This window comes from Streptomyces sp. NPDC001902, assembly GCF_042891295.1.
GTDB lineage: Bacteria > Actinomycetota > Actinomycetes > Streptomycetales > Streptomycetaceae > Actinacidiphila.
On record NZ_JBIATA010000006.1, the window covers coordinates 1 to 14624 of the forward strand.

General features: G+C 72.4%; 12 protein-coding genes and 1 pseudogene. 2 read left to right on the forward strand and 11 right to left on the reverse strand.

Features of this window, described 5'->3' with window-relative positions; genetic code table 11:
* Positions 1 to 471: 471 nt before the first annotated feature.
* From ACFYYN_RS12675 to ACFYYN_RS12710, 8 genes and pseudogenes are all read right to left on the reverse strand, one after another.
* Positions 472 to 3420, reverse strand: coding sequence for a M14 family metallopeptidase (locus tag ACFYYN_RS12675; protein WP_500545733.1), 2949 nt, complete (start codon positions 3418 to 3420; stop codon positions 472 to 474).
* A gap of 240 nt (positions 3421 to 3660) precedes the next feature.
* Entirely contained in the window at positions 3661 to 4032 is a 372-nt protein-coding gene (locus ACFYYN_RS12680) for a TetR/AcrR family transcriptional regulator (protein WP_500545734.1), read from the reverse strand.
* Between the two features lie 101 nt (positions 4033 to 4133).
* Positions 4134 to 4310: pseudogene (locus ACFYYN_RS12685) on the reverse strand (TetR/AcrR family transcriptional regulator); the annotation flags it as partial.
* The gene (locus ACFYYN_RS12690; RefSeq protein WP_500439178.1) at positions 4307 to 5224 is read right to left on the reverse strand and encodes a hypothetical protein; all 918 of its coding nucleotides are present in this window, start codon (positions 5222 to 5224) and stop codon (positions 4307 to 4309) included. The pseudogene ACFYYN_RS12685 and the gene ACFYYN_RS12690, both read right to left, overlap by 4 nt.
* The gene (locus ACFYYN_RS12695) at positions 5221 to 5709 is read right to left on the reverse strand and encodes a hypothetical protein (RefSeq protein WP_500545735.1); all 489 of its coding nucleotides are present in this window, start codon (positions 5707 to 5709) and stop codon (positions 5221 to 5223) included. The genes ACFYYN_RS12690 and ACFYYN_RS12695 overlap by 4 nt, the downstream gene beginning before the upstream one ends.
* Positions 5710 to 5712: 3 nt before the next feature.
* The gene (locus tag ACFYYN_RS12700) at positions 5713 to 6939 is read right to left on the reverse strand and encodes a macrolide family glycosyltransferase (protein ID WP_500545736.1); all 1227 of its coding nucleotides are present in this window, start codon (positions 6937 to 6939) and stop codon (positions 5713 to 5715) included.
* Positions 6936 to 7877, reverse strand: coding sequence for a patatin-like phospholipase family protein (locus ACFYYN_RS12705; protein ID WP_500545737.1), 942 nt, complete (start codon positions 7875 to 7877; stop codon positions 6936 to 6938). The genes ACFYYN_RS12700 and ACFYYN_RS12705 overlap by 4 nt, the downstream gene beginning before the upstream one ends.
* Before the next feature lie 288 nt (positions 7878 to 8165).
* Positions 8166 to 8651: a MarR family winged helix-turn-helix transcriptional regulator gene (locus ACFYYN_RS12710; protein ID WP_500545738.1), complete on the reverse strand. Its 486-nt coding sequence runs from the start codon at positions 8649 to 8651 to the stop codon at positions 8166 to 8168.
* Positions 8652 to 8782: 131 nt separating this feature from the next.
* Between ACFYYN_RS12710 and ACFYYN_RS12715 the strand changes: the two genes are divergently transcribed.
* Positions 8783 to 9289, forward strand: coding sequence for a signal peptidase II (locus tag ACFYYN_RS12715; protein WP_500323699.1), 507 nt, complete (start codon positions 8783 to 8785; stop codon positions 9287 to 9289).
* A gap of 184 nt (positions 9290 to 9473) precedes the next feature.
* The gene (locus ACFYYN_RS12720; RefSeq protein WP_500545739.1) at positions 9474 to 9695 is read left to right on the forward strand and encodes a hypothetical protein; all 222 of its coding nucleotides are present in this window, start codon (positions 9474 to 9476) and stop codon (positions 9693 to 9695) included.
* On the opposite strand, the gene ACFYYN_RS12725 is transcribed toward ACFYYN_RS12720, so the two are convergent.
* From ACFYYN_RS12725 to ACFYYN_RS12735, 3 genes are all read right to left on the reverse strand, one after another.
* Positions 9675 to 11321, reverse strand: a complete 1647-nt coding sequence (locus ACFYYN_RS12725; protein ID WP_500545740.1) for a phytoene desaturase family protein — start codon at positions 11319 to 11321, stop codon at positions 9675 to 9677. The two genes, ACFYYN_RS12720 and ACFYYN_RS12725, sit on opposite strands and share 21 nt — an antisense overlap.
* A 46-nt stretch (positions 11322 to 11367) precedes the next feature.
* Positions 11368 to 13500: a SpoIIE family protein phosphatase gene (locus ACFYYN_RS12730; protein WP_500545741.1), complete on the reverse strand. Its 2133-nt coding sequence runs from the start codon at positions 13498 to 13500 to the stop codon at positions 11368 to 11370.
* A 332-nt stretch (positions 13501 to 13832) separates the two neighbouring features.
* Positions 13833 to 14558 (reverse strand): hypothetical protein, encoded by a 726-nt coding sequence (locus ACFYYN_RS12735; protein WP_500545742.1) that lies wholly within the window; start codon positions 14556 to 14558, stop codon positions 13833 to 13835.
* Positions 14559 to 14624 lie beyond the last annotated feature (66 nt).

Here is a 14624-nt window from a genome sequence, read left to right on the forward strand (position 1 = left end):
TCGCCGTCCGACCCTCCCGAACCGCAGCCGGCGACCACGACCGCCGTCAAGGTCGCGGAGAGCGGCAGCGCCAGTCGCTGGACTCGATTCCTCACAAGACTTCCCTCACTACTTTTTGGTGAACCTATCCCTGCTCACGCTCATACAGAAGGAATTTCCGGATTCGCGCCAGCCGGCTCCTCATCCTGCCAGGCCCACCGGCGGTTCCCGAACCCGGGGTGACCAGCCCGAACGGCGGCAGGCGGTGGCGCGTTCGGATCGCGGGCCGTCAATCCCGGACGACACACGTGCAGCAGCCACTTACTAAGCGTTCGCTTTTTGCTTCCGAATTGCCGCGCAATGGCTCGATCATGGATATCGCCCGCACCGCGTGCCGACGAAGCAAAAGGCGGCCCGTACCCACAGGGGGTACGGGCCGCCTGGTTCACCGACCGGCGTCCGCCACGCTCGGCCTTGGAGGACGCCCGGGCGTCATCGGCGGAGTGCCTTGAGTGCCTGACGGACCAGTGTCGCGCGGTCGGACGCCGAGGTGACGTGCTCGAGCCCGAAGCCGAGCAGCACGGTGTCGTCCGTGGTGACGGCACCCTGCGTCAGCGGGCCGGTGCGCACCCAGTCGCGCTGGGCCGGCGGGCTGCCCGCGGGCGGGCCGGTGACGGTCCAGGGGCCGAGGGAGGTCTCGAAGCCCTCGGTCTCGGTGACCGCGCCGCCGATGACCAGCGAGGTCTCGTCGGCCTGGACGCCCTGGCCGCCGGAGCCCGGGTCGGTGACGTAGCTGAGCGAGACCTCGACCTTCTTGCCCGCGTAGGCGCTCAGGTCGAAGTTCACCGGCTGCCAGCCCTGGGACGCGCCCGTGAAGCTGTTCCAGGCGCCCGAGGTGCCGGTCGCCTTGCAGCCGTCCGCGCCCGGGGTCAGGTAGTGCGTCAGCCACGGGTGCTCGCCGATGTAGAACCCGGCCTCGCACTCGGCGGGCACCGTGGTGCTGGTGGCGCCGCCGGCCTCGGGGAGGGTGGTCCAGTCGTCGGCGCCGACGGTGTGGACCTCCAGGATCGCGTTGTCGTAGCCGGGCTCGGTGCTCCACAGCAGGCGGGAGCGGAGGGTGGGCGAGTCGGCCGCGCTCACGCCGGTGAGGTCGATCGTCCGGGTGAGCCGGTTGTAGGCGTCGTCGGTGTGGACGGCGGCCGCCATGTACGAGCCCGCGTAGGGCGCGTCCGAGCCGACGGACCCGGTGTAGCGGCCGGCTCCCTTGCTCGCGAACTTCGGGAAGGTGGCGGGCGCCAGCCAGTCGGAGGTCACCCGGTAGGTGCCCGCCGTGTCCAGCGGGTTGCCGGTGGCGGCGCCGAGCGGACCGGTGAAGCCGGCCAGTGCGCCCGTGCCGCCGAAGCCGGTGGCCCCGGTGGTCGACGTGCGCGAGTACGCGCCCAGGTAGTACTGGCTGAAGTCGTTCGAGGGGGTGCCGTCGGCCAGGGCCACGTTGCCGCCCGCCCGCTCGCCCGCCTCGATCAGCTTGCCGCCCTCGTTGAGGTAGGCGCGCAGTTCGAGCTGGGTGGGATTGCCCGGCAGGGCCGCGCCCGTGTAGTGCACGACGGTGCGGAAGTGCGCGAGGACCCCGAGCGCGTCGGGCGCGCCCTGGGTGGCGACGTCCCACACGGCCGCACGGTGGCCGTTCGCCTTCAGGGCGTCGACGTACGCCGCGGTCTGCGTGGCGGGTGCGCCTTCCTCGGCGACGACGAGGGTGTCGGCCGAGGGACGGGCGGCCACGGTGTAGGTGAAGTGGTCACTGGAGACCTTCTTGCCGCTCTTGGTCCGGGCGGTGAACCACACCTCGACCTTGTCGCCGACGTCTCCGGCGCGGACCTTCGCGCGGTACTCGTCGAAGTAGAGGTCGTCCTCACCGCCGTAGGTCTCGCCGCCCCGCCAGGAGCGCAGCGCCTCGTCCTTCGTGCGGCCGCCGTTGACGCGGTAGTTGAGCTCCCTGTCGCGCAGCGACTTTCGGGCGACGACCGAGACCTCCTGGTCGTTGCCGCGCGCGTAGGAGGTGGTGAAGGACCCCGGGGTGAAGTCGGCGGCGTCCAGGCCCACGGAGGAGGAGGGGACGTCGGGGTGGGAGGCCGTCTCGGCCACGGAGAGCGCGAACGGGACGTTCTTCTCGAACTCCTGCTCGATCAGCTTCTCGTCGTCGGGGAAGTTGAACCCCGACTGGCAGTCGGAGGCCACCCACTGGTCGTCCGGGTCGATGTCGGACGCGGTCTGGCACGTCGACATCTCGGGCGTGAACATCGCCAGGCCGTTCACGTTGGACGCGTGACCGTCGGCCTCGCCGTTGGTGGTGTACAGCTCGGACGACACCTGCGGGTGGTAGCCGGGGATGGCGGAGTTGTCCGGCGTGCCGGCCAGCGCCTTGTACAGGACGTCGTCGGGGGTGTCCGTGGCCACCTGCCAGCCGACCCCGTAGAGCAGCAGCTCGGCGGCGGAGTGGTAGTTGATGCCGTACGTGAAGTCGATGCGCTTCTGGAACGCGTCCAGCGCCCGCGTCTCCGGCTCGGAGTTCGGGCCGGCACCGCGGTAGGTCTCGCTGGCCGGGTTCGGTGACGAACCCTCGTTGTCGTAGCCCCACTTGTAGGCGAAGTTACGGTTCAGGTCGACGCCGTCGCCCGCGGATATGACGCCGTCGCCGTTGTTGTCCCGCAGGTTCTTGCGCCACAGGCGGGTGTCGTCGCTCTGGAAGGTGTAGTCGTAGCCGTCGGGGTTCGCGGATATCAGGAACCACAGCTCGGTGGAGTCGACGAGCTTCTTGATCCGCTTGTCGGTGCGATAGTTGTCCAGGTAGTGGTGCATCAGCCGGCGGGTCATCTCCGGCGTGATCCACTCGCGTGCGTGCTGGTTGGACATGTACAGCACGGAGGGCTTCGAGCCGTCCTTGGACTTCGCGGCGTCCTTGGTGAGTTTGAGGGCGAGGATGTCCTGCCCGCGCGTGGTCTTGCCGATCGAGACGACCTTCGTCAGCCCGGGGTTCGCGCGGTTGGTGGCGAGGATCTCCTCCTTGATGCCGCCCTTGCCGCTGTAGGGGCGGAACACCTTGTCGGCCGCGTTCTGCACCCGCGCCTCGGCCTTGGCGCCGAGCGTGCGCTCGGTGAGCCGCACGCCCTCGCGCCGCAGTTCCTCCGCCTGATCGCCGGTGAGGTACACCTCTACCGAGGCCGTGCCCTGCGCCGGCGGCCGCTCGCTCAGCTCCTGCGCGTCCTGGCCGGCCTGGAGCAGCAACGGGATCTGGCTCTTCGTCACTTCCGCGCGGTACACCTTGACGGTGTCCGCTCCGGCGGCGGCCGTGCCCGCGTCGCGGGCCTGGGCCATGGGTGCGACGGCCGCACCGGACAGGATGAGGGCACCGACTGCAGCGATCGATAAGGATCTGGTTCTCACGAGCATCCCTTCACGTCGTTCCAGGACAGAGGCGCCAATCCCATAAGAAGTCAGGTCGCCCGTCAAGGTGCCGGGAAAAGCGCGCCTCGGGGGTCGGCGTCCCGCGGGAGCGGACATTTCCCTTTGGGCAACGGGAAATTCGGCCGCCTTTGCCCGAAGGCCGGCGCGAGGCGTCGGGAGAATTTCGGGATGTCGGTGAACGCGGTTTGTGATAGCCCGGGTGCACGTCGCGAGCACCTGCTACTGGCGGGAATAACTCGTTCCGCGCTCGTGACGCGCCGACACCCCCTGCTGCGGGACCCGGGGAACGTCGACGGCGAGGGCGAACAGCTTCGTCAGCTCCTCGACGTCCAGTGAGGCCAGCGGTTCCGCCGGGAAGACGTAGCGCAGCATGACCAGGCCGGTCAGTTGGGCGGACACCGAGGACGTGAACATCGGTGACCGCTCGGTCTCCTCCGGGGCGATCCGGCCCAGGCACGAGGCGAGGGCCGCTTGGACACGGTCGCGGAGCGTCCTGGCGATCGGCCCGTCCGACATGCCGGTCCGGTACACCGCGACCAGTGCCGGGCGGGTCGACTCGTCCTCCCAGACGGGGAGGAACGTCCGGGCCATCCGCTCCTCCGGCTCATGGGAGCGGCTTGCGCCTCCTCGGCCATGGGCCCGTCGAAGAGGGTGGACAGGTCGATGCGGGAGGAAACCGCGTGCCGGAAGAGTGCGTCCTTGCCGTCGAAGAAGTAGCGGATCATCGCGGGGTCCACCTCGGCGCGCCCGGCGATCGCGCGCAGCGTGGTGCCCGAGTACCCCTTGGCGGCGAAGAGTTCGAGCGCGGCCGTGAGGATCCTGGTCCTGGTGTTGCTCCTCCGGGCACGGCGGCCGGCGCCGTCGCTCATGGCTCCGTCACATGGTGGGCGCGCACGGCCGCGATCACGGTGTCGGCGGTGCGGTCGAGGTGACTGCGGCCTTCGGACGACCGTGCGGTGGGGCTGATGTAGCCGAGCGGTCCGACGTGCGTGGCCGGGTCGAGCCGGTGCACGCTGATCTTTCCGGCACGGCGGGCCCGGTTCCAGCCACTGCCGCGGACCAGCGGCCAACGCTGGGGGAAGATCCAGGTGCCGAGCCTTTCGATGCGGTCGCTCGCGCTCGTCAGCCGGTGCAGGTGCTCGGCGTGGGTGAGGTCGTTGGCGCCGTTGTGGAACCCGCCCAGCGTGATCAGCACAAGTGGCGCGTGCAGTTGGGCGTGCAGTTCGTCGACCGCGCCGGTGGCGACCTGGGCCCCGCCGCTGTAGCTGAGGAGCACCACGGGGGTGCCGCTGCCGGGCGGGTAGCCGGCGAGCCGGAGCTGGGTGGCGATCTGGCGGCCGACGGCCCGGTTGTACAGGGGGCGGTAGCGGTGGTCGGCGGCGACGAAGATCTGCACGACGTTGTGCAGGAACAGCAGCAGTGCGACGCGGCGGCGCAGCCACGCCCAGACCGGCCGCTCGGCAAGGGGCTCCGCGAGGGGCGAGTAGGGCTGGACCTGGCCCAGTACCCGCAGTTCCGGCGCCCTGGCGATGAGGGCCGCGACGAGCCGGCCGCCGTCACGGGTGTCGCGGACGCGGCGTTTGCCGATGCCGTCCAGGTAGACGAGGTACGCGTCGGGGTGGCCGTCGGGAGCCGCGCCCCGTGCGTAGGGAACGCCGTCCGGGAGTGCGGTGACGGGGGCACGCCAGTGCGCACCGTAGGCCAGCACCTCGTAACGGGCCAGCAGCGCTTCGGCGATCAGCGCCGTGCCGACCGCGAACGCCCACATCAGGTACCCGTTCACGTCTGCGCCTCCAGCAGTTCGGTCGTGCTGATCCGCACGACCAGGCGTCGGACGGCCTCGACCGTCACTCCCAGCCCGGCCCCCGCGAGGGCCACGCAACCGGCGGCGGCCCACCAGCCCAGGCCGGTGGCCGTGGCGAGCCGGTCGGCCAGCCCGGCCCCGACCCCGAAGAAGAGCAGCAGGTGGAGCATGGGCCCGAGCCAGGGGAACGCGAGGACGCCGGCGAGCAGCAGCGGGGCCGCCAGGCCCGGCGTCCACACCGGTCCGGCGCCCGGCGGTGGAGCGGACAGTGCCAGTTCGGCCAGCGTCGCCGCGCTCAGCGGCCACACCGCGAGCACGGCGGCTTCGATGAGGCCACCGCCGATCAGTGATCCCGCCACGAGGGTGCGCGGCATGCCCGGCCGGCCCACCGCCAGGGGCAGGATGCGCCCGGCGGCTTTGGACACCCCGGCGAAGGCCAGCAGGATCATGGCGGCGAGCGACATGGTTCAGCCTCGCCCCCGCACATGGGCGTGGACCGGTGACCGGTCGGCGGAACCCGCGGCCCGCAGGTACCGCTCGAGTGCGTCGGCCGCACCCAGGTGTCCGCCGGCCGCCCGCTGGGCGGTCCGCAGGGCGGCCGCGGCAGCCCTGAAGCGGGGGTCCTGGACGAGGCGTCCCGCCCGGGCACGTACCGCGTTCTCGGTGACCTCCCGGGTGGGGATCGACAGTCCGGCGCCAAGTTCCTCGACGCGACGGGCCACCATCGGCTGGTCGGCTCCCTGTGGCACCACGAGCATCGGAACCCCGGCGTACAGGGCCTCGTTGACGCTGTTCATTCCGCCGTGGGTGACGAACAGCGCGGAGCGGGCCAGCACCTCGGGTTGCGGGACGAAGGGACGGACGAGCACGTTGGACGGCAACGGGCCCAGCGCGACGGGGTCGGTGCGTCCGGCGGAGACGACGGCGGTGCCCCCCAGTGCCGCCAGCGCGGTGGCGAGGGTGCGCAGCAGGTGCGGGTCGGCGTTGAACACCGTGCCCAGCGACGCGTACACCACGGGGTCCCGCAGCCGGTCGGTGGGGAAGGTGGGGTCGGCCGGGCGGGCGCCGATGCTGGGACCGACGAACCGGTAGGTCCCGTCGAAGCGTTCGGCCTGGGGCTGGAACGCCCGTGAGGTGAAGACGAGGTTGAGCGGCTGGCGGAGGTTGCCCAGGTCGATCGGGGGCAGTCCGTGGGTGTCGTAGTGGTGGCGCAGGTCCTGGCGTGACCGCAGGTAGCCCCGGACGCCGCGTGGGTGGGCCGCCGCGGCGGTCAGCAGGTCCCAGGAGCCGCGGGTGGGGCTCGGCACGTCCCGGTTGAACGCGAAGGTGGTGAACGACGAGGCGGCGGGCACGCCGAGTTCGCGGGCGGCGACCGCGCCCCACAGGCAGGCGTTGTCGTGGACGATCAGGTGCGGCCGGATGCGGCGCAGTTCGGCGAGCACCGCGGGCAGCAGGCCGACGGCACTACGGGCGAGCCCTTCCAGCAACGTGACCGGTGTCGGCGGATCGGGGAGCGGCTGGTCGCCGCCGGGGTAGAGGTACACCTCGGCGCCGGCGGCCTCGATCTCCTCACGGAACGCGGCCGAGGTGTGGTAGGTGACGCGGTGGCCGCGCCGGACGAGCTCGGCGACCACGGGCAGTGTCGGGTTGACCCGGCCGTGCATGGCGACGTTGAGGAACGCGATGGTGCTCACGGAAGGCCCCCTGATACGCGAGGAATCGCCCCGGCCGGTCCGGCCGTCTCCGGCGCAGGGACGTCGGTCCGGTACAGGCCCGGTCCACTGAGGCTGAGCCCGTCGAGAAAGTCCCCCGCGGTGCGGTGCGCGGTGCTGATCAGCCGCTCGGAGTGGCCGAAGTCCCAAGGCGCGGGCCAGGTCTCGACGCCGGTCGGCAATACGACGGTCGGGATGTGCCGGGACACCTCGTGCAGGTCGCGCTCGATCTGATGGCGCATCAGCAGCAGCCCGGCCCTGGCGGCGACCGCACCGGCCGCGCGCCGCCGGGCGGCCGGGACCGGCGGCGAGCTCTCGGGCCCGGTCGACAGCGCCACGACGCTGGCCGCTCCGGCCTGCAGGGCCGCCAGTACGGGGAGGTAGGCGACCACTCCGCCGTCGACGAGCGTCCTGTGCTCGCGATCGACCGGGGGCAGGATGCCGGGCACGGCCGCGCTGGCCAGCAGGGCGGACTCCAGGTCGCCGTGGTCGAGCAGCGCGGGGGCGCCGGTGTCCAGGTCCATGGCGACCGCGGTGAACGGGATGGGAAGTTCCTCGATCCGGGACGGCAGCCCCGACCGCGAGATCAGCCGGCGCAGACCGCGATCGGCGAAGACGCTGGCCCGTGAGGGCGGGTACCCGAGCGGGTACACCTCACGGCGGCGCAGCTGGGTCCACACACTGTCCAGCCATGCCGCCGAGCCGTCGGGGTGGGCGGCCGCGATCGCCCCCAGCAGCGCGCCCACCGAGGTTCCGACGATCATGTCGGGGACGAATCCGCGCTCTTCCAGCGCGTATGCCGCACCGACGTGTGCCGCTCCGAACACACCGCCGGCGCCCACCGCCGCGGCCACGGGACGGGGAAGGGCAGCCAGGGCCGCCGACGTGGACTGCGGTTTCCCGCCACGAGCAGTCCTCATGATCCACCTCTTTTCGCCAAGGCACCGCATCGGAGGGGTTGAGCGGGCCTGTACCCGGCGGCCCCGCGGATGCGGTCAGGACGGCGGGCGCTCCCGCGCCCACCGGGCATCCCTGGGGGCCACCCGGACCATTTTCGTTACACCTACGACGGTATCACTCAATACCGTCTCATGTGCGACTAATGCTGACCATGTCTCGCCGGCCGGCGCCGGCACCATCCGCGGGGGAACGACGAGAGCCGCGTGGCGGGCGCACCACGCGGCTGGACGGTCTTCGCTACGGCAGGCTTACGCCTCGCCACCCTCGGGATAGGCGAACCGGGTCAGCAGGTCCTTCAACCGCTCGGGCTCACCGGGAGCCAGTTCGGCGACCAGCTGCTCGGCCAGGGGCACCGCCGCCACGTGGGCCGCGTCGAACAGCTCGACGCCGGCGGGCGTGATCTCCACCGCCCGCACCCTCCTGTCCCCCGGAACGCCTTTGCGCACGGCGAGCCCCTTGCGCTCCAGGTCGTCCACGACCCGCATGATCCCCGCCTTGTCCGACCCGGTCGCCGCGGCCAGGTCCCGCTGCACCGTGGGTCCGCGGTCGACCAGCACCATCAGCACGGCGAAGTGCCGCACCTCGATGCCGAGCGGCCGGAGCGCCTCCCCCATCACCGCGCCCGCGCGCCAGTGCGCGCGGCGCAGCAGCAGCCCCAGGGCGAACGGGGAGGTGTCCCCGGGTCGGTCGGTCGCACGCGGGGCGCTGGTTCCACGAGGGGCGTCGGCAGTCATGTACGCACATTACCAGCCATCTGCTCGTTCGAGACCGTATCGAGTGATACCGAACCTCGCTCCGGGCGCCCTCCGCGCCGCCGGAGCTGCGCGTACGCTCGGTGCAGTCACCAGCGATCAGGAGGTGGGCGGTGCGGCGGGCGTATCTGCTGTGGACGGTTGCGGCGGCCGGATTCGCCGTGGACCAGGTCACGAAGGCGATCGCCGCGGTGGTCGTCGAGGGCCACGAACCACGGCACGCCCTGGGTGGCACGGTGACCTTCACCGCCTTCCGGAACTCCGGGGCAGCCGGCTCCTTCGCTCCCCGCGCGACCCTGGTCTTCACCCTCGTGGCGGTCGTCGCGCTCGTGGCCATCGCGCGGGTCGCCGGCTCCGTACGCTCCACGGGCTGGGCGGTCGGCCTCGGGCTGATCTTCGCGGGTGCCGGCGGGAACCTCGCCGACCGCGTCTTCCGCACCCCCGGGTTCGGCCGGGGAGCCGTGCTGGACTTCATCCAGATCGGCGATTCCGGGATCTTCAACCTCGCCGATCAGTGCATCACGGCCGGCGCCGTGATCGTCCTCATCCAGGCCTTCCGCGGCGTCCCGCTGCGTGCCGCCGTCACGGGCGGCGTCGGGGGCCAGGCGCTGGAGCGGTAGCGGCGACGGGGCGCGGCGCACGGTGCACGCCACGGCCCGTCACGCCGTCAGCCGGATCTCCTCACCGGAGTCATCACCCGCATCAGGGCCCCGGGTCCGTACAACACCCCCGAGCCGGCGAGCTACTACGGCGGCGATACGGGGGGCTACACCGACTACCCGGCCCTCGTCTGACCCCGCCCGCGTGCCGCCTCACCGGCGGCCCGACGACGCCGCCCGCGTCCAGCGTGCCTTCGACGCCCTCGCCGCCTCGGCCGCCACCGTCACCCCGCCCCAGCCCCTCGACCTGCCCCGCCTTCCGGCGCCGGCCCGCCTGGACGCCGCTCTGCACGGCCTCCACAGCGCCCTGAGCACACCGCAGGCCGAGGAGTGCGGCTGCCGGCCGCTACGGCGCGGGCACCGCTGAGTCAGTACGGGCACGGCGGTGTCCCACCCGCCGCCGGGCGTCCTTCAGCACCCGGCGGGCGGCGAGCAGGCCCGACGTGGCGTTGTTCCCCGCGCCCGGCCAGGTCGCGGCACCGGTCAGGTACAGGCCGGGGACCGCCGTGCGGTATCCGCCGTGCCCGGGCATCGGCCGGAACAGGAAGTTCTGCGCCAGGTGGTGGCTGCCCCCGGTGCTGTCCCCGCCCACCAGGTTGGGATCGGCCGCTTCCAGGTCCTGCGGGGTGTACGCGGTGACGTGGGCGCTACGCGCCCGGCTGCCGGGCGCGTAGCGCTCCAGCTTGGCCAGCACCCGGTCCGTCATCGCCTCGGCGACGTCCGGCCAGTGGGTCTGCCGGATCGTGCCCGCCGCGTCACCACGGATGCGGGTGGGCATCGTCCGGACCTGGATCCACACGACGTGGCGGCCCGCGGGGGCGCGTGTCGGGTCCACGGCCGAGGTCTGCCCGACGATCAGCAGAGGGTCCGCGGGCAGCAGCCCCGCCTGGGACTCGGTGTAGGTGCGCGCCAGGTCGTCGACGTACGGCGCCACATGGACGTACCCGAAACCGGCCAGCTCCTCCCCCGCCGCCCACGGCAGCGGGCCGTCGAGCGCGAGGTGCAGCATCAGCGTGCCCGGGCCGTACAGGAAGCGGTCCGCCGTACGGCGCACCCGCTCCGGCACCTCCTCCGGTACCAGCAGGTGCCGGTACAGCGCGGCCGGAGCGGTGTTGGCGATCACCGCGCGCCGTGCGGTGATCGTGCCGCCCTCCGCCGTACGCACCCCGACGGCCCGTCCGTCACGGCACAGCACGCGCTCGACCTCGACACCGGTGCGGACCTCGCCGCCGTGGTCGACGAGGACCGCCGCGAGCGCCTGCGGCAGCCGCTGCGCGCCGCCCTCGACGACCGACATGCCGTTCTCCATGTCCGCGAAGAGTTCCAGGAGGGGGAACATCGCTCCTCCGGACACGTCGGGGGCGAAGTCCAGGTGCATGCCCCAGCAGGCCGCCATCGCCTGCGCCTCCGGCGTGGCGAACCAGACCTCGCCCAGCTCGCGGGTGCTCATGAGCAGCGTGTGCGCGAGGTCGCCCGCGCCCCGCACGCCGTGGTGGCGCAGCAGGCTCAGCACCTGGCGTGCCGCCGACCGCGACGGCAGCTCGGATCCGTAGAGCGCGAACAGGTACGGCGCGAACCGCTGGTACTCGCGGTACAGGCCGGCGAAACCGTCGGCGTCCCCGGCGTCGTGGGCCGCGAGCTGCTCCATCGTGCGCGCGTAGTCGCCGTACACCCGGACGCTGCGGCCCTCGGGGAAGACGTTGGCGTAGGGGCGGTCCGTGGTGCGGAACCGCAGCCCGTGGCGCGCCAGTTCGGTGCCGAAGTCGGCGTACGCCCGGGAGCCGAGGAAGAGGTTCTGATTGGTGGAGTACAGGTCGTGCACGAACCCGGGCAGCGTCACCTCGCCACCGGCGATCGCACCGCCCACGGCGGCGTTGCGCTCCAGCACGGCCACCGACCACCCCGCCCGCGCCAGGTACAGGGCCGCCACCAGGCCGTTGTGGCCGCCGCCGACGACGATCGCGTCGTAGTCGCGGGAGCCGGTGGCCGTCATCGCCCCGCCCTCCCCGCGCCGCGTGTCCTCTCGCTCCGCCAAGGGGTCATGGGCCTTGTCCTCCGTTCGCCGGTGAGGGGGCGGCGATCAGCAATGCCGTGTCGTCCGTACCGGGGGCGGTCCGCAGGGCGTGTTCGAGGAGACTGTCCGCGACGGCGTCCACGCCCTGGTCGGCCGCCGCCACCAGGTACTGCACCAGGTCGGCCGCGGCCAATTCGGCGTCTGCGCCGGGGGATTCGACGAGTCCGTCGGTGTACATCGCCAGCATCGTGCCCGGAGGCAGGGGGATCTCCGTGGTGGGGTAGTCGCCGTCCGGTGCGATGCCCAGCAGGAGGCCCGGCGTGAGTCCGAGGATCCCCGCGCGGCCGTCGGGATGGCGGATCAGGGGCGGGGGGTGACCGGCGGTGGCCAGCCGGGCGACGTGCCGCCGCAGGTCGATGTGGGCGAACAGGCAGCTGGTGAACAGACCCGGGTCCAGGTCGGACAGCAGGCGGTTGGTCCGGGCCAGCAGGTCGCCGGGTGAGGAGTGGGCGGTGGCGTAGGCGTGCACGGCGATGCGGACCTGCCCCATCAGGGCGGCGGCCTGCAGGTTGTGGCCCTGGACGTCGCCGATGGTGACGGCCGCGCAGTGGGGTCCGCAGTGGATGAGGTCGTAGAAGTCACCGCCGATGTCGCTCCCGTGGCCGGCCGGCAGGTAGCGGGCGGCGACGTCCAGACCGGGTACCCGGGGCAGTTCCTTGGGCAGCAGGCCGGCCTGCAGGGTGCGGGCGAGTTGGTGCTTGGTGTCGTAGAGGTGGGCGCGGTCCATGGCCTGGGCGATGAGCCCGGCCAGCGCGACGAGGACGGTGCGCTCGGACTGCGGGAAGGGCCGGGGCCGGTCGTAGGACAGGACGAGCAGCCCGACGGGGCGGCCCGAGGTGATCAACGGCAGGAAGGCCCAGGCGTCCCTGTGCCGGAAGCGCAGGGCCTCCGGGTGGGCGCGGTGCAGTTCGGCGAAGCTGGAGAAGAACAGCGGGGTGGCGCGGGTGAGCGCCTGGGCGGTGACGATGCCGGAGCTCAGGGGCGTTCCGTCGATGCGGGCCATGAACTCGTCGGTGTAGCCGCGGTGGCCGGCCAGGCGCAGGCGCCCGCCCTCGGCGAGGAGCACGACCAGGCCCTGGGCCTCGAACGCTGGGATGAGCTGGTCGGCGACCTGGTCGACCACGTCCTGCACGCCCACCGCCTCGGTGAGCCTCGCGGCCAGGTACATCAACTGGTACATCGCCGACGCGCCGACCGGGCCGCGGACGCCGGCAGGGACCACGGGCTCCTCCGCCGCGTCCATCCGCTCCCGCGGTGAGCCGGCGATGCTGACGCTGATCCCGGTGGGCCCCGGGTGGAGCCGGAAGGACAGCCACTGGTCGGGTGGACGCAGGGCGGTGAACCAGGTGGTCTGCTTGGTGATGACGGCGGCACGGTACGCGTCCTCGAACGCCGGGCCGTCCAGCCAGAACAGCCGTTCCCAGGGGCGTGAGCCCTTCAGGTCCGCGGCACCGACGCCCAGCAGGTCGGCCGCCGCCGCGTTGAGGAACCTGACCCGGCCCTCCAGGTCCAGCGAACAGCACCCGGTCGGCAGCCGTTCGGCGAAGTCGTACGCCGCCAGCGCCTCGGCCCGTCCGGGCTCCCGACGCCGCGCCGCCCGCAGGATCAGCGCGTCCGCGCCGGCCAGGACGGGGTGGCCCCGGTCCGAGTAGTGCCTCAGCAGCCGCCCCGACCTGCCGCAGAAGATGCCGATCGTGTCCCGTTCCCCGGGGCTCAGGACCGGCGCGTGCCAGATCGGCCACAGCAGGCACACGCCGCCCCACATCACGTCGCCGTCCATGATCGGCGCCGCCGCCAGCATGATCTCGTAGGGCGCCACCAGCGCGACCCGGGGAAAGCGTTCCGCCAGTTCCTTGGAGTTCCCCACCCACACCAGCGACCGCTCCCGCACGGCCTGCGCCACCGGCGCCGCGTCGTCCAGGGCGATCCGTGCCCACGGGGCGGCGATCCGCCGGGACGTGCCGGACAATGCCACCAGCTCCAGCATCCGCTCCCCCGGCGCGAGCACGTAGAGCATGCCCACCGCGGTGTCGGTGTCCCGGACGAGACCCTCGAACAGGCCGGCGAAGCGCCGCATGCCGCCTGTCAACGGTTTCACGTCATGCCGGGTCACCGCGTTCGCCCCCGTCGCCGTCGTGCCGGGACACGCGGGCAGGCCACCGGCGGTACCGGGCCCGCCGAGCCGTCCGTCCGTGCCGCAGAGCCCCGCGGCCCCAGCACCGCTCTGGTCCCATAACCGGACCATACGCCCCAAGGGGCACTACGGCATCCACGGCGCCGGTCACGGTGCGCAGACCCACGGGGCAGGCCGTGTCCCCCGGGAGGGGCGGCAACCATCGCCGTGCGGGCGGGTCGGACGGGCCTGCCGGCTCCGCGCACGCCCGCACCCTGCGTGCGCGGAGCCTTCCACGGGCCGGTGCCGGAGCGCCGCTACCGCAGGCCCTCGGTGACGACGTCCATGTCGGCGCTGAAGATGACGACCTTCTCGATCAGGTCCCCGTCGAGCTGGAGGATCTCCGATCCGAGTGCCGACTTGCCGCCTGGGAAGCCGAAGTCCCAGGCCCAGTGGATGAATTCCCGGTTCTGCGAGTGACCCGTGATGAGGCCGCTCAGCGGTGGCGCCTGGCGCTGCACGGCGGTGATGTACGCGTTGATGGCGTCCCGGCCCACGATGACCTGGTCGGGCTCCATGATCGTGATGTCCTCGGTGTAGATGCCCTCCATCGCCTCGGCACGCCCGGCCGGGTCCGGAGTCATCCAGACCTCCAGGTGCTTGGCGATGAGCACCCGGGCGCGGTCCGACCCGGCGGTCAGCGTCAGGTGGAGCCGGGAGATCCGCCCGTCCGGGTCCAGGGAGACGGAGACCCGTCCGCTGCCGGAGCGACCGTTGCCCCGGACGTCCAGTCCGGCCCGGCTCCACGTGCCCGTGATGGAGCCGTCCGCCGCCACGGAAGCCGTCCACTGGTGCGTGGACTCCTTCCACTCGGCAGCCAGCGTCCGGTGGAGGTCGACGGCCGGCTCGCGGCCCTGGACCATGTCCCCGCTGTGCATCAGCAGCACGTCCTCGGCGAAGACGTCCCTGAGGTCGTCCAGGTGGGAGTGGCCGCCGTCGGCGGAGTCCACGATCTCGAAATAGCGGTCGAGCATCGTCGTCACGCTTGAATTCCATTCTGTCTGCACGTGTCGGTGGCGCCGCGCTGCGGGAGGGGCGCCGGGGGGCGG